The sequence below is a fragment of the Lactobacillus kefiranofaciens genome, from assembly GCF_014656585.1.
GTDB classification, from domain to species: domain Bacteria; phylum Bacillota; class Bacilli; order Lactobacillales; family Lactobacillaceae; genus Lactobacillus; species Lactobacillus kefiranofaciens.
Genome location: NZ_CP061341.1, coordinates 98,235 through 115,357, shown reverse-complemented (window position 1 = coordinate 115,357; position 17,123 = coordinate 98,235). Strand labels below are relative to the sequence as shown.

17 protein-coding genes, 1 tRNA gene and 1 pseudogene are annotated in these 17,123 nt (G+C 38.2%); 5 read left to right on the top strand and 14 right to left on the bottom strand.

The genetic code is table 11. The features are described 5' to 3' along the window. Window positions 1-27 precede the first annotated feature (27 nt). On the bottom strand, window positions 28-969 hold the full coding sequence (locus ICI50_RS00560) for a helix-turn-helix domain-containing protein (RefSeq protein WP_188891751.1): 942 nt from the start codon (window positions 967-969) through the stop codon (window positions 28-30). A 159-nt stretch (window positions 970-1,128) separates the two neighbouring features. Between ICI50_RS00560 and ICI50_RS00555 the strand changes: the two genes are divergently transcribed. From ICI50_RS00555 to pepI, 3 genes and pseudogenes are all read left to right on the top strand, one after another. Next, a complete protein-coding gene (locus ICI50_RS00555; protein WP_013855108.1) occupies window positions 1,129-2,478 on the top strand; it encodes an ATP-binding cassette domain-containing protein in 1,350 nt (449 codons plus the stop codon). A gap of 3 nt (window positions 2,479-2,481) precedes the next feature. Next, window positions 2,482-3,135, top strand: a complete 654-nt coding sequence (locus ICI50_RS00550) for an energy-coupling factor transporter transmembrane component T family protein (protein ID WP_188891750.1) — start codon at window positions 2,482-2,484, stop codon at window positions 3,133-3,135. Window positions 3,136-3,140: 5 nt separating this feature from the next. Then, window positions 3,141-4,026 (top strand): annotated as a pseudogene (gene pepI, locus ICI50_RS00545) (proline iminopeptidase). A 9-nt stretch (window positions 4,027-4,035) separates the two neighbouring features. On the opposite strand, the gene ICI50_RS00540 reads toward pepI, so the two are convergent. The 13 genes from ICI50_RS00540 to yycF form a co-directional block, all read right to left on the bottom strand. After that, a complete protein-coding gene (locus tag ICI50_RS00540) occupies window positions 4,036-4,923 on the bottom strand; it encodes a nucleotidyl transferase AbiEii/AbiGii toxin family protein (protein WP_013855105.1) in 888 nt (295 codons plus the stop codon). Further along, window positions 4,920-5,501: a type IV toxin-antitoxin system AbiEi family antitoxin domain-containing protein gene (locus tag ICI50_RS00535; RefSeq protein ID WP_188891748.1), complete on the bottom strand. Its 582-nt coding sequence runs from the start codon at window positions 5,499-5,501 to the stop codon at window positions 4,920-4,922. The genes ICI50_RS00540 and ICI50_RS00535 overlap by 4 nt, the downstream gene beginning before the upstream one ends. 250 nt (window positions 5,502-5,751) lie before the next feature. Continuing rightward, window positions 5,752-6,123, bottom strand: a complete 372-nt coding sequence (locus tag ICI50_RS00530; protein WP_188891746.1) for an SLAP domain-containing protein — start codon at window positions 6,121-6,123, stop codon at window positions 5,752-5,754. Beyond that, window positions 6,120-6,314, bottom strand: a complete 195-nt coding sequence (locus ICI50_RS00525) for a hypothetical protein (RefSeq protein ID WP_013855102.1) — start codon at window positions 6,312-6,314, stop codon at window positions 6,120-6,122. The genes ICI50_RS00530 and ICI50_RS00525 overlap by 4 nt, the downstream gene beginning before the upstream one ends. A gap of 179 nt (window positions 6,315-6,493) precedes the next feature. Next, window positions 6,494-7,765 carry an RNA-guided endonuclease InsQ/TnpB family protein gene (locus ICI50_RS00520; RefSeq protein WP_188891578.1) on the bottom strand — a complete coding sequence of 424 codons (1,272 nt, stop codon included), beginning with the start codon at window positions 7,763-7,765 and terminating at the stop codon, window positions 6,494-6,496. A 160-nt stretch (window positions 7,766-7,925) separates the two neighbouring features. Beyond that, window positions 7,926-8,390 carry a helix-turn-helix domain-containing protein gene (locus ICI50_RS00515; protein WP_013855100.1) on the bottom strand — a complete coding sequence of 155 codons (465 nt, stop codon included), beginning with the start codon at window positions 8,388-8,390 and terminating at the stop codon, window positions 7,926-7,928. A 209-nt stretch (window positions 8,391-8,599) separates the two neighbouring features. Then, window positions 8,600-9,079: a 23S rRNA (pseudouridine(1915)-N(3))-methyltransferase RlmH gene (rlmH, locus tag ICI50_RS00510; RefSeq protein ID WP_013855099.1), complete on the bottom strand. Its 480-nt coding sequence runs from the start codon at window positions 9,077-9,079 to the stop codon at window positions 8,600-8,602. A 459-nt stretch (window positions 9,080-9,538) separates the two neighbouring features. After that, a complete protein-coding gene (locus ICI50_RS00505; protein ID WP_013855098.1) occupies window positions 9,539-10,789 on the bottom strand; it encodes a S1C family serine protease in 1,251 nt (416 codons plus the stop codon). A gap of 78 nt (window positions 10,790-10,867) precedes the next feature. Beyond that, the gene (locus tag ICI50_RS00500) at window positions 10,868-11,665 is read right to left on the bottom strand and encodes an MBL fold metallo-hydrolase (RefSeq protein WP_013855097.1); all 798 of its coding nucleotides are present in this window, start codon (window positions 11,663-11,665) and stop codon (window positions 10,868-10,870) included. A gap of 16 nt (window positions 11,666-11,681) precedes the next feature. Then, the gene (locus ICI50_RS00495; protein ID WP_095342244.1) at window positions 11,682-12,506 is read right to left on the bottom strand and encodes a two-component system regulatory protein YycI; all 825 of its coding nucleotides are present in this window, start codon (window positions 12,504-12,506) and stop codon (window positions 11,682-11,684) included. 2 nt (window positions 12,507-12,508) lie between these two features. Next, window positions 12,509-13,855 (bottom strand): YycH family regulatory protein, encoded by a 1,347-nt coding sequence (locus ICI50_RS00490; RefSeq protein ID WP_056940997.1) that lies wholly within the window; start codon window positions 13,853-13,855, stop codon window positions 12,509-12,511. Further along, complete coding sequence (gene walK / locus ICI50_RS00485; protein ID WP_095342246.1) at window positions 13,845-15,701, bottom strand: cell wall metabolism sensor histidine kinase WalK; 1,857 nt, start codon at window positions 15,699-15,701, stop codon at window positions 13,845-13,847. The genes ICI50_RS00490 and walK overlap by 11 nt, the downstream gene beginning before the upstream one ends. A gap of 67 nt (window positions 15,702-15,768) precedes the next feature. After that, a complete protein-coding gene (gene yycF / locus ICI50_RS00480; RefSeq protein ID WP_056940999.1) occupies window positions 15,769-16,485 on the bottom strand; it encodes a response regulator YycF in 717 nt (238 codons plus the stop codon). Window positions 16,486-16,621: 136 nt separating this feature from the next. On the opposite strand from yycF, the gene ICI50_RS00475 reads away from it, so the two are divergent. Together ICI50_RS00475 and ICI50_RS00470 are read left to right on the top strand one after the other, a co-directional pair. Continuing rightward, window positions 16,622-16,694: transfer RNA gene (locus ICI50_RS00475), tRNA-Lys, on the top strand. A gap of 116 nt (window positions 16,695-16,810) precedes the next feature. Continuing rightward, window positions 16,811-17,032: a hypothetical protein gene (locus ICI50_RS00470; protein ID WP_013855092.1), complete on the top strand. Its 222-nt coding sequence runs from the start codon at window positions 16,811-16,813 to the stop codon at window positions 17,030-17,032. Window positions 17,033-17,123 lie beyond the last annotated feature (91 nt).

The following is a 17,123-nucleotide window of genomic DNA, read 5'->3' as shown; positions in this document are numbered from 1 at the left end:
AAAAGAGATCTTGCGATCTCTTTTTCTTTATTTCAAATTAATGTTGGCCTGCTTAAACAACTCAGCTCGCATGGCTGCTGGCGTCATTTGGTAGTATTGATTAAATTTTTTATAGAAGAAGGACTTACTTGAATATCCTACTCGCCCAATAATATCTTTTAACGAAATATCAGGCTGCGCTAATAATATTCGTGCTTCACGCATTCTTCTTTCATCAACATGATCCACAAAGCTTTTACCCGTCTTCGACTTGACCATATTAGAGAAGTAATTGGCATTGAAGCCAAAATACCTAGCAGTTTTAGTTAAGGAAATATCCGCAAAATGAAGGTCGATGTAGTTGTCTAACGCGCTACGTTCGAACTTCGTCTTATCTAAACTGGTTGGCGTAGCCATACGCTGCGTCCTAATTGAGATAATCAGCATCACATTGAGCTCTGCCCGAATCAATGCCTTAGCAAATAAGTCATTATTTAAATAGCCACCAATAATGTGCTGCATTACCTGAGAAGCGCGCGTTAATAAATTGTTCTTTAACCAAAGAACATGTTCATTTTCCAAGTTATCGACAATCTGATTAATTACCTCATCTTCTCGGTCGCCTTTTGAACTAAAATCATTAAAATATTTACGATATCTAAAACTCGGCTTAAATTTTAATTTAGCAAGCACAGCGTCTGGATTTTGTTGCATAATTTCATACTTGCACTCCTCCGTAAGCAAGAGAACATTACCAGACTTCATTGCAACGATCTTTTCACCGCTCTTAATCGTCACATTACCTTTAGCAACATAAAGGATTGTCGGGACGTCCATCCGATAACGATGAATGCCTTTATTATGATTTTCAAGGTAGATAGTAAATAAATCAAAATCTGCGTTTCCAGCTCTTAGTCTAATTTCATTCTTATCTGTTGGATTTGACTGTAATATACTGGCAAGATATTGGTCTAAAGTAACAGTTGCCATAAGTTGTCCACCTTTCTATTTAATATTTCGTGATAATATCATAAGTATATTATAAAACATTTTTTTGATAATTATTGTGTAATCATGCTCTCTTGTACCGAAATAACTTTCTTTTTTTGCAAGTAGACAGGGCATGAATCATCTTGTACAATCGAGTTTATGACAGTAACAATTAAGCAGGCTACTTTTTCTTATGAAAAAGACCCCATCATCCAAAATCTCAACATGAATATTCCTGTCGGTTTTACCTTATTAGTTGGTCCAACTGGTTGCGGTAAATCTACCTTATTAAAGATAATCGCTAGTCTTTACCCCAAATATGCTGGCAAAATGACGGGAAGCGTCGATCTGCATGGCTTAAAGAGTGCGATGATGTTCCAAAATGCGGCTGAACAATTTACCATGGCAACACCGCGGGAAGAGATTATCTTTGCCTTAGAGAATTTGCAAATAACGCCAGCAAATTATGCGGAGCATTTACAAAAAGCCTTTGAATTTACCCAGATTCAGGACTTGCTAGACCAGAAGATCGATACCCTATCTGGGGGCCAGCAGCAACGTGTAGCTTTAGCTGTACTAATTGCGATGAATGTCGATATTTTTTTGCTCGATGAGCCTTTTGCTAGCTGTGATCCAGAAGCACGACAATTCTTAATTACTAAATTAGCTGCTTTAGCACAGAATGGAAAAACCATTATTTTAAGCGATCATGTATTAGATAGCTATGAAAGAATTTGCGATCACCTTTTCGAATTCAAAGCCAAAACTGTCGAAGAATTGTCTAGCAGTGAAAAAGAAAAGCTATTTAAACAAAATCAAAAGTTGCATGATCAATCTTACTCCTTTGTTCTGCCAACTGGCCAGCCCATTTTTAAAATGCGACAGGTTGAGATTAGCCAGAATAAATTATTGCTCAAGCAAGATCAATTAGATTTATATGGCAAGGCTACTCTAATCACGGGAGCAAACGGCGTAGGCAAAAGTTCGCTGTTTAAAGCAATGACCAAGATGATTGAGTACAAGGGCAATTTTACTTATCTTAAGCGCGAAATTAAGCAATTAAAACCTAGAAAATATCTTACTGAGGTAGCACAGATTTTTCAAAAGGCTAGCGATCAGTTCTTAACCGTCACTGTAAGAGATGAATTAGCATTAAGCAAAAAAGACCGCAACCAATTTTTCACCGATGAAAAGATCACCGAATGGCTGAAAAAGCTAGGACTTCAATCTCATCTAGATCAAGTCGTCTACACCTTATCTGGTGGTCAACAAAAGAAATTGCAGATTTTACTAATGTTAATCACTGGGCACCAAGTATTATTGGTCGATGAACCACTTAGCGGCCTTGATCAGCAATCAATTAAACTAGTTTTAACGCTAATGCATGAATGCCAAAAACAGCTGCAGCAGACATATTTAATCATCAGCCATCAGACTGCTGAACTCGCGCAGTTCTGCGATTACCATCTCGTTTTTGCGGATCAGCAGCTAAAATATGTGGAGAGGTAAATCATGAATCCCAGTTTAAAATTTATTTTGGCTTTTATCATTTCCCTGGAAATATCGCTTAAGGCCAGTTTAACGACTAACTTGATCGTGATTGCCTTTGCATTGGTATATCTGCTAATTACCAAAATAAAGACTAAAGAATTAATTTTGTTAATTGCTCTTCCTTTTATCGCGGCCTTTACAATCTTTGCGACCTTGTATTGGTTCTCGCCTACGCCCGATCCTTACTACGCCTGGAATTTGTCAACGCGTGTTTACGTTTATACGTTGACGATTACTTGCGTAACGCGCAACACTACCGCAACAGATTTTGCCCGTTCACTGGAGCAAAATTTGCATTTACCTAGCAAGTTCGCTTACGGAGTTTTAGCAGCCATCAATATTGTGCCCAAAATGCAAATGGCTGTGAAGCAAATTCGTACTTCCGCAATGATGCGGGGGATGTATCTCAGCTTTTGGTCGCCAGTCTTGTATTTCAAGGCAATTCTAGTTGCTTTAAATTCGGCAGATAACTTGGCGCAAGGCATGGAATCGCACGGCTATGTCGAAGGCCAAAAAAGGTCTACTATTGTGGCAATCCCATTAACGTGGAAAGATTGGACCATCTTCTTTGTTTTATTAATTTTAGTAAATATCTCATTATTTTTATTTAGGTAGCAAAAATGGAAATTATCGAAGGAAAGATGCCCTTCATGGGCTATGAAACTTATTATCGAATTGTAGGCAAGCGCAGTGAAAAGCCACCACTAGTCTTGCTTCACGGCGGACCTGGCTCAAGCCACAATTATTTTGAAGTGTTAGATAAATTAGCACAAATCGATGATCGCCGTTATTATCATGTACGATCAATTAGGCTGTGGCAACAGCAGCATCCCCGACGATTATCCTGAACTCTATACCAAAGAAACTTGGATAAGGGAATTAGAAGCACTACGGCAGCATCTGGCCCTACGCAAGATCCATTTATTAGGACAAAGCTGGGGCGGCATGCTCGCTATTATTTACATGTGCGATCATCACCCTGAAGGGATTCAAAGTTTGATTTTGGCATCTACCCTATCTTCTGTATCCCTATGGAGCAAGGAACTCCACCGTATGATCAAATACCTGCCAATTGAAGAACAAGCTGCAATTCACCGGGCAGAATTAACCGATACTTTCACCGATCCAGATTACTTGAAGGCCAATGAGCATTTCATGAATCAGCACGCAATTGATATGACTAAAAAATGGCCAGAATGCGTGATGCGTGAAAAGCGGGGCGGCACGGTAGCCTACGAGACCGCGTGGGGTCCAAACGAATATACGCCGGAAGGCAATCTGCATGATTATGAATACACGGATAAATTAGGCAAAATAAAAGTTCCAACTCTGATTACGAGTGGAACTGATGATTTATGTACGCCATACGTGGCTAAGACGATGCAGGACAACATTGCTGGTAGTAAATGGCGGTTATTCGAGGGATGCGGTCACATGTCCTTTGTCCAGCAGACGGATGAGTATATTGATATGCTACACAAGTGGCTTGATCAACATGATGAATAAATTTAATCTTTATTCATTTTTTAGAATTTGATTTAACCAATATTGTGTAGCAACTATTGTATCATTAAATCTTATACCTTTAGCAAAACTATAAGATTTAGTATAACTATCCCATAACATGTTCATTTTAGGGTTATTTTCAATTAATTTTATAGTGCTATTGCAATAATCGAAATCAATTTTTCCATTACGATAATATTGCACTTTACGGTACTTACAAGTATTATTAAATGCCCGTGCTAAAATAGAAAAATCTACAGTTTCATTTTGTTTAAGCAATATATATAAATCAAAAAAGTCTTTTAATCTAGTATTAGCAATACTTCTGGTTAATACCGTTTCTAATTTTTCTGGAACTATGGTTTCAACATTGTACGCTAAAATATTAATATCTCTATCTTCTAAAATTAAGTGATGTTTAAATTTGATCTCTCTAGGCGTAATTTTATCTCCTGTTGAGACATCAACTTTTATATTGAATCTTAGTTTTTGAAAAGCAATTGCATCAAAATAAAGCCTATAACCAATATAAGTACCATTTTCATGAATTTTATGGCAATCAGTTAATTGAATCATTAATGGATCTTGAGGATTGGGCATTATAGTACAGATTTCTTTAAAGATTTCTATAATTTGTTCTTTAGTTAAATCAAAACCTTTAATTTCTGTATCTATATCTTCAGTGGAGCGATTACTAATTCCTACAATTGAAGAAAGTAAAAAGCCACCTTTTAAAATAAAATTATTCCTATATTTTGATAAAGAAATACGTTCTAGTAAATCATCTAAAACTATTTCTTTCCATAAAACTCCTATTTGGTTATTTTGTATATTATGAGCTTTAGCATAATTTTGAACTACTGCTTTGAACTGTCTAGCATCTCTAAATTCTCTCACAACAACACCTCTAAATAACTTTGAACTTGATTAATTGTTTTAAATTTTTGCGCAAACAAAAATAATTCTCCAATATCTTTGTTTTTCCTATTAGCCCATTTCTTATATGCATTAGTCACTATATCAGGATCAACATGATTCTGTGGACGCAATATTTCAGCTAACGTTCTTTCTAAACTATACGTTTTAACTTCATTGCCATTCATCGTTTTAACTTTAATAATTCCTAAGTCAAAATACTTACTCAATTGTGTATGTGCACTAATTTGTGTTGATATTTTCGAAGTGTTATATCCTTGCGGAAACATCATATCTAATTTATCAGGGTAACGATCCGAAAAATCTAATAAGTACAAAGCAGTATTTAAACAATAAATTCCTCGTTGATACTTTAATTGATAAATTGAAAACATATCTGGTAAATAATCATTGAGAGTATAAATTCCTCGTTCAGAACGCTCAATGTCATTATTTTTTTCCATTTTACTCAAATCATAATTAGAAAATTGAGTCTTTAACTCTTTTCTAGTAAATGTACTGTGATTATCAGAGGAAAGTTTTGATAAATTATCTAGCATTTTTATCACTCTTTTCAGCTGTTCAATCATGCTATATTTTACTATAGATTATAGCATGGTTGAACAATTTTCTTCTAAATTAACTTTTTTGGCACTGTTTACATCAAAAGAATTAGATTTTTAAATTTATCCATTTCATACCCCATCATTGCACAACGTGGGGTATAAAATGGATATTTTTTCTATCAAAAAACGAAGGAGCAAATCTCGCTTCTTCGTCTTCCCTTATTCTTTCACTGCGTTGATGAGCCTATTTGAAGTTCACTACTTTCACGTAGCGCTTATTTGTTGCGGTTGCACCGGCTACCCGGTAGTAGCGCTTGCCGTTCTTGAACTTGTATGAGCCACCGTATGTGGTAATGGTAGTGCCCTTTCTCAAGACTGTGTAGTCTGCACGGCGCTTGCTGGTAGCGTAGACGTAAGCGTTACGCTTTAACACGCGGCCGCGGCCACTGATGTTGGTAGCCTTGATGTAGGCATCCCTGTCAGACAACTTGTAGTATTGCGTGCCGTTAATCGTTACCAATGATGAGTTCACTGTAACTTCACGGTATGAGCCATACTTTTCACCGAGTGATTTGCCGTTTTCGTCGTATAAAAGTGCAGCATGCATGATCTTCATAGAGCTGTCTTAGTTTGAGCATCTGAGACCGTGGTCTTGCTGTTGGCCAGATATCTAGTCTGAATCCATAATCCATGGTTCTTGGTATTAGCTTCATTCTCAGAAATCTTTGAAACACTGGTAAAGAATTCACCATCAGTATACTTAGTCAAATTACCGATGTAGTATTGATCACCTTGATGACTTACCACCCATCAAATAGATGGGTGGTCTCTTTATTAGAGCTTTTCTGCGAACAGCCTGACTTTTGCTCTTCATTCAAAAATGTCTGCTCAAATATGCTTAAGCTTTGTGGCTTTTTAATTCCCACCAGAGCATAGCGGTCGGCCTATCTTAGCAAGGCTTGGCCCAAGCCTTATCTGTTATTTTCTTAATTTATTGCCCTAGCCAAGATATTCTTGGCGGCATTTTCGTCTCGATCATGATCTGTTTGACAGTAGGGACAAGTCCAGTTTCTGACTGCTAGCCAGTCTCTAGTTTTCATGTGCGCAAACTGCGGATTCTTTCTGCCGCATGCCGAACAGATGCGGCTAGTGTACTGCGGCGCCACTACAATTAATTTCTTGCCATACCACTTGCATTTATACGCTAGCAATCTTCTGAACATTGCCCAAGAAGCATTGGCGATATTGTGCGCCAATTTGTGATTGCCCATGAGATTCTTGACTTTCAAATCCTCAATGGCAATCACATCGTAGCTTTTAACCAGTTCAGTGGTCACTTTCTGCAAGTAATCATATCTGATGTTTCTGATCTTCAGCTGGTACTTGCTTTTGGTCTTTCTCAGCTTCTGCCAATTAGAATAATCATACTTATCAATCTTAGTTTCATGCTCATGATTAAATCTAGCCACTCGCTTCTCAATCGCTGTGCGGTTACGGTCGCAATGACTTTGACGCCTGATCATTTCTTTTTCCAGCTCAAAGGTGTCAGGCACGTTAAAGCGGCGGCCATCACTGGTAACCAGCCATTCTTTGCCTAGCCCAACGTCAATACCGACCTTTTTGCCTGTCTTATTAGACTTAGCGCTGTATTGAGCCAACTGTCGCTTGTTTTTCACCACAGAAAAGCTGATATAGTAGCAGTTTAAGTCCTGCCGGTAGGAAATGACGGCTTTTTGGATTCTAACGTTTTTCAAAGTATTCAAAGAACTAGTTCTCAGCGTAATACCGTTATGCTTGCCGATTCTTAAATGATGAGGGCTAAGCACTTTAATCTGCGCTTGAGCGCCAGCTTTGGTTTGATATTTAACGTTTTTAATCGTTGCTGTCTGTAAATAATATTTACGGCTTTTAAACCTAGGCTTGCCTTGCTTGACCTGCTTTTTAGTTAAAAAGGCCCACATCGCATCGCTAAAGCGCTCGACTGTGAACTGCAAAGAAGTGCTGTTGATTTTCTTAAGCCAGGCATGCTCTTTGCGCATTAAAGGCTGCCAACTCTTCAAGATTCCAATCTTGGGAAACTTAAGCTGAGGATTGGCCTCATAGCGTGCTTCAAAGGTGGCCACAAACTGATTCCAGACAAAACGATTAGCCCCAAACAGCTGCCAAATCCAGGCGATTTCTTCGCCCTCTGGATAAATCCGATATTGTCTAGTGCCAAGCTGAATTTCTTGTTCGGCCAGCTTGGTTTTAAAAGCCATAAATTTCATCTCCTTTTTTTGAAAATAACGACATTATTTGCATATTTAATTTTACCATTGAAAGAATAAATTTAGGCAAGAAAGCAGGAGAAAGACCAAATTCATCCCCTCATCAATAGATGGGGAGGTATTCTTTGTTCTTTCTCCTCACTGTTTGTTCTTATTGCATAAATTGCTCAGACAATTTTGTCTTATATTCAGTATTAGTTAAATCATCTCCTGACAGATCTAGATAATAATTTGCTGCTATAGCAGATTTAAGTAAATACTCTGTTTTTAGCAATCCATCGCCTGTCTGATCATATTTGGCAAGCAAATCTAATGATATTCTCTTTAATTCTTTAATATCATTTGTTTGATAAGCAAGCTCAACTTGAGCAATTATTTCTTTTATATCTACTTCGCTAGCAACAATTTCATCATATGAAATATTCATGCTAGTAAGCAGCTTTTCAAAAATCTCTACGGGTAATCCTTCCTCGCCACGTTCCCAGCGAGATAACGTAGATGGTGAAACAACCCCAACCTTTTGAGCCAATTCATTAAGAGAAACCTGTGCTTCTTTTCTAATTTCTTTAAATTTTGGACCAACGATTTTATCTATTTTGCTATTTCTTCTTTTCAACGAAAGGACTCCGTAATGTTAAGTAACAAATTATCAAAACTTTTAATATCTATCATAATTGGTGGAGGAATAATTACAGCTAGTAGTATAAGCTGCCTTCCTTACCTTCAACTAATAATCTAATATAGTACTCTTTATTAAGCAAAAAGCAATCTAGATTGCACAAAAACAACCTCTATTCTTCTCAATCGAAAAATAGAGGTCTTTTTCTACTTATGATACGGACTACCTGAATTAATCATGAACGCACGATAGATCTGCTCAATCAGCACCACCCGCATCAACTGGTGTGGCATCGTCAACTTGCCGAAACTGATCAAATCATCCCCACGCTTGTTGACCGCATCACTGGTACCCAAGCTACCGCCAATCACAAAAGTAATATCCGAATGACCATAGGTCGCTAGATCTTGAATCTCTTTAGCAAATTCCTCACTGCTTCTCTGCTTTCCCTTAATCGCAGTGACATAAACGTACTCCTTGTCCTTAATTTTGTTCAGGATTCGCTGGCCTTCGATTTCCTTAACCTTTTCGTCCTCGGCAGCACTAAATTTCTCAGGTGCTTTTTCATCCGGTACCTGGACAATCGACACTTTAGCGAAGCGGCTCAAACGCTTTTTATATTCCGCAATCGCATCTTTAAAATACTTTTCTTTTAATTTTCCAACACAAACAATTTTAATATTCATAATTCCTAGTTTACTACAAAAAACCGCTTAGAGTTTTCCACATTTTTCTTAAAATCAAAATCTACATTTTGTGGTATGATGTTAATTATATTCTATAACTTGTGGTGTAAATTTTTTTGCAAAAGATTTTCCCACAGCTAAATTATGAAAGCCCTTTTTCACAAACTTTATTTATAAAGTATGATTAGATCAACATGAACGCTCGTTTTCGCATATTTATTTCACTAAATCTTGCTAAAAATAGCCTTTTTTGTCCACAAGTGTATAAGCCTATAGTTTAGCAGTTATGCACAATCCACAGAGTTATCCACAAGCATAAGTAAAAAGATATCCACTTGACAATTTATAAAACCGAACTTTTACTTGTTACACATTCTAATAGTTAATAAAAAAGACTATATCTAACTTAATCCGCATGATATAGCCTTTTTATGTTATTTACTTTTTTTAATCTATTGCTTAATTGCCTTCAAGCTTAACCTTCAAATTGACATTTCTGCCATTTCTGTTCACGGTTACATTGACGGTATCACCGACTTTATGGCTATAAAGGATACTGTGTAACGATGCCACATCTTCTACCTTCTTGCCATTAACTTGAGTAATAACATCGCCGCTCTTCATCCCTGCATTAGCAGCTGAACCATTCTTGTTGACTGAGGCAATGTAAATACCGTCTTTCAAGTTAGACTTGATCTTCAAGCGACTTCTGTAGCCTTCTGGAATACCTTGCAAGGCAATGACCCGTATGCCAAGTTGTGGGCGAGTAATTTTACCCTTCTTAACCAATTCATTAACAATCGTGACTACTTCATTAGATGGAATAGCAAAGCCCATCCCTTCTACAGAAGTACCATCACTTGATTGCGACAACTTCATTGAGTTGATCCCAATGACTTGACCAGCTGAGTTAACTAAGGCACCACCAGAGTTGCCTGGATTGATTGCGGCATCAGTCTGAATAACCGTCTGTTGGTTACCCGATGAAGTAGAGATCGTTCTAGCTGGAGCTGAGACAATTCCTTGCGTTACCGTAGAAGCATATTCGCTACCTAATGGTGAACCAACCGCAATAACAGTTTGACCAGCTTGCAGGTGCTTAGAATCACCAAATTCAGCTGTCTGCGTTACATATTTAGCATCAATGGATAAAACAGCTAAGTCTGTCGTGCTGTCTTTACCGACTACCTTAGCCTTTACCGTTTTGCCATTGGCTAATTGTACTTGGACGGCATCGCTACCTGAGATTACGTGATTATTAGTTACAATGTAGCCCTTGCCGTTCGACTTCATATAGACAACGCCGGAGCCTTCACTATAGGTCTCAAGTTTGCCATTTTTACTTGATGAACTATCGCTATCGTCACCAAATAAACTACTATAGAGTGAGTTAGTACCACTTGATGATTGTCGCTTCAAGTTAATTACGGATACTACAGCACCCTTAACATCGTTATAAGCAGTAGTCATAGTGCCACTTGTCTTAGCACTCTTTTCCGAAATCTTGCTGCTATTTGAAGATACGCTCGTTTGAGCGGTGTTATTATTCACTGAAGCATTATTCATTTGATCAGCAGCGTAATAAGATACGCCACCACCAATAAGCCCACCAACTACACCGACGATTGCAGCAGTAGTAATAATCTTGCCGTTAGTATTTTTTCTTCTAGGACTGTTTGGCACTTGGCCATTAGTTTGATTTTCTACCATATAATTGTTCTCCCCTCATCATTAGTAACATCATACCGATCAAATTTGAACATTGTATGAAAAATTATCTTAAAAATACTAAATTTCTATCAATTTAGTTGGCTTATTAGGTTCCGTATCAATAATCTGCACATCATCACTCAAGTTAGCATCCCCTTCAACCAACATTTCTTTCGCCGTTTCATGAGCTAGGTATTCGGTATTGTTGTGCTGACTACGGTGAGCTAGGAAAATGTGCTTCGTCTTAGGCGTTACCACGTCAGTTAATGCTTGTGCGGCCTCATCATTTGATAAATGCCCCACGTCTGACAGAATTCGCTGCTTTAACGGCCAAGAATACGGTCCATTACGCAACATCATCGTATCATAATTGAACTCCATCATATATGCATCGGCATCTTCAATAGTACCTTCAACTTCTTGTGAGACATATCCTGTATCCGTTAAAAATGCGATGCGCTTTCCGCCACTAGTGAAGACGTAATATTGTGGTTCAGCCGCGTCATGACTAGTCGCAAAGGCTGTAATATCGACATCGCCAAAGGTTTTAGTCTGACCGGGTTCAATCGTGTTCATCTGCTCGGCCGGCAACTTGCCAATTTTTTGCGTATCTAATAGATATTGCCAAGTTCCACCGTTAGCGAACGCATCAATTCGCGAATAGCGCCGCATTAAAACGCCTAATCCGCCACTATGATCTGTATGATCGTGACTTAAAAAGGCCATATCAATCTCATTAATATCTACGCCAACATCAGCCAGCAACTGTTTAGTTTTCTTACCAGACAAGCCAGCATCCATCAAGATCTTATGCTGGCCCGTCATAATTAAACTGGTATTGCCAGTTGAGCCGCTTGCTAAAATGGAAACCTTCACAATCTTTCCTTTCTATTTATTTTTCAACATTATACGCACTCAACTGCAACATCTGCGCTGTATAAGCATTGACCCGCTTCAAGGTGATATTTTTAGTCGTCTTATTTTCAATCCATACCAGCCAAGTAGGCAATAAAATCGTGCTGCCACGTACTTCGGTCAACTTAGAATAGCCTAACTTTATTCGCATTAACCGGGAATTATTAGTCAACTCTCGATTAGTATACATTGCCCGAACCGCACGCCAAGCACTAATAGTCGACTGCAATTCTCTAACTGGACTAGCTGTTCCCATATAGGTCTCAGTATAATTCATAATCTGATGATTTTTTACATTAATCGTTAACTGAGCGGAATTAGCGTAAATATCGCCATAGTCTGAACTCTGTACAAAGACGTAATTATCATCGCTGGACATATCAGGTTCATACTTGAACTTTTTCCCATAAGGCACATTCTTGCTATTATTTTTGAAGTCATTCAGCTGCTCTACTATTTCTTTTGGATTTTTACTTAAGAAGAAAGAAATCTTAGGCGTTGCATACAGAGTATTGTCATTCTTAGAATAGCGTGCTTCAACGTTCGTTAACGCATCTGTTTTATCTGATAAAAAATCGCGATTTTTCGTAGCTAGATAGTAACCGGAAGCTGGCATGTTAGAAATCTGGTTAGGTAAGTCAATATTGTCTGACTTCATTTCAGAACGAATGCTAGCCACGCTTCGTGTTGGGGTATTGCTACCGCTCAGGTTTACAGGTGAACGCAAGATTTCAATTCCTAGGTAAATATCAATTAATAGGAAAACAATGAGAAACAACCATTCAATTCGTTTATGGTCCATCTTTATTTCACCCCATTATTCTTAACCCGATTATCAAACTTATGGTATGTAGTCAGATCCTGTTTCTTCCATTCATCCATACTCTTCCATTCGCCATAGGCCTTGACGTAATAGGTAGGAATCAGATTGATCAAACTATGATGGCTAGAATCATCTTCCATCTTAAAGCCAACACCGATTCTTTGAATATCGCTTTGCTTTAAACCATGAGCAGTCAGATCACTAATTACATCTGCAGTTGGTTTGATTTCCTTAGTCTGCCCGTCAAACGGGATTGGAATCTGAAAGTTAATACTGTTAAAGGCTACAGTAATGGCATCCGTTGAAAAAGTCGTTTTTACTTGCAAATCGTGCTTGTTTAAAAATACTGGGATGCCTTCAATGTAATTCAAATAGCTAACGTTAGAGCCATCCGCATCGAAGAAACGCAAATCTTGTTCCGTTAAGCCGATTTGGTGCACATAATAGACGCTGTCCAACAAGCGATTAGTAGCATTCGGAATCTTATTCTTTTCAAAATGCGTGTACAGATAATTATGCTTGCCCGAATTAGGATCCGGCACCCTTAATCTCGTGTAGTAATTGAGCGAGTACACCGTCTGGCCCGTCTTATTGGTCTTGCTAGTTACACCAGAGGTGCCAAGCAACCTAGAAACAAAGTAGGAATAAGATTGATGGTTAGTTAAATAGCTATAAACCTTAGCGTTGATATTTTTGACATAAAACGCTGAATACCCTTCTTTTAAGCGAACTAAACGAATCTCATGCTTAGTTCGCGCCGTTTTAGCATATTTTCTTAGTTTATCGAAATTAGCGCCCTTAATCTTAACCCGGTAAATCTCATTAGTTTGATCATTTCCCAGGTAAATCCAATGGTTAGAATTAGAAACGAAGAAACGGTTAAACTCACGATTATCCTTAGTAGACTTATTCAAACGGTTAAACAAGGAGAAGGTAATCTCATCTGGATAAACTAATTGCAAATATTTAGGACTGCTAAGATATTTTTCGTATTCATCTTGTGACTTAATGACTTTTTTAATTCGATTAACAGCCTTAGCCTTTTTAATCTCTTTAGTAAATTCCAGAGTCAAATTATTCTTAGAATCATATAACTGGCACAATTTGCCATCAGAGAAACCATACGAGGTGGTAGGAATATATAAGTCATATAGCGACTTAGTGTTATGACTGCGCACCTGCTTGGATTCATTATCCTGATTTTGTCCAATATTGCTAAAACGTTGGTCACTAGTCATGATAAAAATCCATAAAACTGCCGACAGAATGATGACTATCAGGGTTCCTAGCCCTAAGAAAAAGTCACCGAATTTAAATTTAAACTTCATCCCAGTCATCCTCCTCTGTCATTGGTTCATAAGGCAAAGAAATATAGAAAGTAGAACCTTTGCCTTCACTACTGTCAGCCCAAATGCGACCATGGTGGGCCTCGACAATTTCTTTAGCAATGGCTAAACCTAAGCCGGTACCACCTTGAGCACGTGAACGTGCCTTATCTACCCGGTAGAACCGATCGAAGATTTTATTTAAATCTTTCCTTGGAATACCCAAGCCTTGGTCAGTAATGCTTAAGATAACGTGATTCTGACTCTGAGCCAAGCGCACGGTAATCACACCACCATCTGGAGAATACTTAATGGCATTGTTCATAATATTGTCAATTACCTGCATCATCTTGTCAGTATCGATCTCAACCCATAGAGCCTGATTGCCTAATTCACGCTTAATCGTGTATTTCTTCTTTTTATCTTTATTCTTATCGGTTTTTACAATCATATCGAAGCGGTTGAGAATATGGTTAACAAAATCATTTAAATTAACGAATTCAAGATCCATCTTGGAGACGCCTCGGTCCATTCTAGACAAGCTTAAAAGATCGTTAATCATTCTGATCATCCGGCTAGTTTCTTGCTGCGTCACTTCCAAAAACTTTGGTGCGATCTTAGGGTCTTTCCAAGCACCTTCATTTAAAGCCTCAATATAAGCCTGCAAGCTAGTCAGTGGCGTCCTCAATTCGTGTGAAACATTAGAAACAAATTGCTTTTGGGAATTTTCATTCTTCTGCTGTTCAGTTACATCATGCAAAACACAGACGCTACCAGAAACGAAGCCAGTTATACGTTTAATTAGTGAAAAGCTAGCATGCAGAATCATTTCATCAGGCGTACCTGCATTAGTAGTAACGACGATCTCTTTTTGACTAGAAATCAAATCTTGGGAAGAAGTATCTTCTAAGCCTAATACTTCCGCAATTGGCTTATTAATAATATCCTTCTCTTTAGCATTTAAGTAACTCAAGGCCATGTGGTTAACCACGCTGACATTGCCATGACGGTCTGTAGCAAGCAACCCATCGCTCATGTGCGACAATACGCTGTCTAGCCGACGCCGCTCACTATCTGATTCTTCTTGCGAACGTTCAATCCGCACGGACAAGGTATTAAATGCTTTACCCAATTGACCCAATTCATCATTAGAGTAGATCTTAACCTGACTAGAATAATCGCCATCGGCAATATGCAAGGCTTGCTTCTGCATTTCTTCAATCGGCTGTGTAATTGCCCGGGAAATAACCAGGGATAAAAAGGCTCCAAGCAGCGCCGCAATTAATGAAGCGATCAAGAACGTTAGTGAAATCTGCCTTAGATTGTCAAAGACATCTTGCATGCTGGCCTTAACATAGATTGCACCGACATTATTATTAGAACCATTGCCACTAGTTAAGGGAGAGATTTGAATCATGTAATTGCCGTGATCATCAACTACTTTGTTGATCTGGTGTCCGGTTGAAATTACCTGCTTAACGTCCGTGTTGTTGATTCGCTGTCCTATCTTGCTTTTATCATTCAAGTTAGAAACGGCCCGAATCGTATCCTTATTATCGACGACGATAATTTCACTAATTGAGTCATTATTATAATCATTAACAATCTGGTTCAGACGATCATTGGCACTCTTATTATCACTAGCTAATTGATTAGCCAGTTGGTTGCTGACGATTGTTTGAATCTGAATAGATGATTGGAAGTTCTCAATACTATTTTGTTCTAATTGTCTAGTAAAATAAGCACCAATTACTTCAATCGTAGCTAGCAGCATCAGCATGAAGACAATCGCTAGCTTGGTATTGATCGAATTAAATGTGCTGTTTAATCTTTTTTGAATTCTTTTCATTATTCTTATTCAACAAAAAATACAAAAAAGAAAGCCACCTGTTGATACAGTTGTGTGGCTTTCTTTATTATCCTTCACTCGGTTGTTTGACATAGTAGCCGACACCACGCCGCGTAACTAAAATCTGAGGTTGGATTGGATTATCTTCAATCTTCTCTCTTAAGCGGTGGACGGTTACATCAACAGTCCGCACATCACCAAAATAGTCATAGCCCCAAACAGTTTGTAAAAGGTGTTCACGGGTCATTACTTGTCCCATATGCTGAGCCAAGTAGTACAGTAATTCAAACTCACGGTGCGTAAGTTCAATCTTCTTACCACTCTTTTCAACAATATAGGCATCAGGCATGATGACCAAGTTACCGATCTTAATATTCTTATCGGTCTCTTCTTGGCTAGCGGCTTCTGCCTTCTTCACAATATCACGCCGACGCAAGTTAGCCTTCACGCGGGCTACCAATTCTCGATTGGAGAATGGCTTAGTTACGTAATCATCGGCGCCCATTTCTAGGCCTAAAACTTTATCAATTTCAGTATCTTTAGCAGTTACCATGATAATTGGCATATCGTGCGTTTGACGAACTTCACGAGCAACTTCTAGTCCGTCTTTTTTAGGTAACATTAGGTCCAGGATCATTAGGTCTGGATCATATTCGTCAACTTTTTTAACAGCTTCTTCGCCATCATAGGCGGTGTCGACGTCAAAGCCTTCCTTAGTTAAATTAAATTTGATAATATCAGAGATTGGCTTTTCATCGTCAACGACGAGAATCTTTTTTGGCATCGGGAATGCCTCCTTTGTTCTTCTATTATACTGAATTTTGTAATATTAGCCAAAAAAATCTAATTTTTTATCAAAAAAGTCTTGCATTTTTAATCAATTAATAGCATGATAGTATCTGTTGATTGATTTAACACATGGGTGGCTAGCTCAGCTGGCAGAGCAACGGACTCTTAATCCGTGGGTCCAGGGTTCGATCCCCTGGCCACCCATAATAGATTCGTTAGAGATAAGATTTCGGTCTTATCTCTTTTTTGTGCTTATTACTCGTCTTGCTATCTCTTTGTTGCTAAAATATAAGTAACTAAGTATACGAGGAGGTTTTACGATGAACGAAGCTGTATTTTTCAATCCGGGGGATGCCATTGCATCTTCTCACGACTTTAAAGAAGCACGCCGCAGCGCACAAATCATTAAGGCAGAAAGACCAACTGGTCGACAAATTGTGATCGCGGAAAATGATAAAAATGGTGTATATGCCGTTTATTATGCTGATAGTGCTAAACAGAATCATGCTGGAGAAGCGCATCACATCAAAGATAAGATTTAAGAAAAGTCATTTTAGTTGACTTTTTTTATTTTTTTCAAAAAAAGACTTGTCAAACATCAAAATAGCTGGTAATATATTTAACTGTCAGCAC

What these genes read in the sequence shown, in the direction of transcription:
- ICI50_RS00560 (WP_188891751.1), bottom strand. Translation starts at nt 969, where the DNA reads ATGGCAACTGTTACTTTAGACCAATATCTTGCCAGTATATTACAGTCA.
- ICI50_RS00555 (WP_013855108.1), top strand. Translation starts at nt 1,129, where the DNA reads ATGACAGTAACAATTAAGCAGGCTACTTTTTCTTATGAAAAAGACCCC.
- ICI50_RS00550 (WP_188891750.1), top strand. Translation starts at nt 2,482, where the DNA reads ATGAATCCCAGTTTAAAATTTATTTTGGCTTTTATCATTTCCCTGGAA.
- ICI50_RS00535 (WP_188891748.1), bottom strand. Translation starts at nt 5,501, where the DNA reads ATGCTAGATAATTTATCAAAACTTTCCTCTGATAATCACAGTACATTT.
- ICI50_RS00530 (WP_188891746.1), bottom strand. Translation starts at nt 6,123, where the DNA reads ATGAAGATCATGCATGCTGCACTTTTATACGACGAAAACGGCAAATCA.
- ICI50_RS00520 (WP_188891578.1), bottom strand. Translation starts at nt 7,765, where the DNA reads ATGGCTTTTAAAACCAAGCTGGCCGAACAAGAAATTCAGCTTGGCACT.
- rlmH (WP_013855099.1), bottom strand. Translation starts at nt 9,079, where the DNA reads ATGAATATTAAAATTGTTTGTGTTGGAAAATTAAAAGAAAAGTATTTT.
- ICI50_RS00505 (WP_013855098.1), bottom strand. Translation starts at nt 10,789, where the DNA reads ATGGTAGAAAATCAAACTAATGGCCAAGTGCCAAACAGTCCTAGAAGA.
- ICI50_RS00495 (WP_095342244.1), bottom strand. Translation starts at nt 12,506, where the DNA reads ATGGACCATAAACGAATTGAATGGTTGTTTCTCATTGTTTTCCTATTA.
- ICI50_RS00490 (WP_056940997.1), bottom strand. Translation starts at nt 13,855, where the DNA reads ATGAAGTTTAAATTTAAATTCGGTGACTTTTTCTTAGGGCTAGGAACC.
- walK (WP_095342246.1), bottom strand. Translation starts at nt 15,701, where the DNA reads ATGAAAAGAATTCAAAAAAGATTAAACAGCACATTTAATTCGATCAAT.
- yycF (WP_056940999.1), bottom strand. Translation starts at nt 16,485, where the DNA reads ATGCCAAAAAAGATTCTCGTCGTTGACGATGAAAAGCCAATCTCTGAT.
- ICI50_RS00470 (WP_013855092.1), top strand. Translation starts at nt 16,811, where the DNA reads ATGAACGAAGCTGTATTTTTCAATCCGGGGGATGCCATTGCATCTTCT.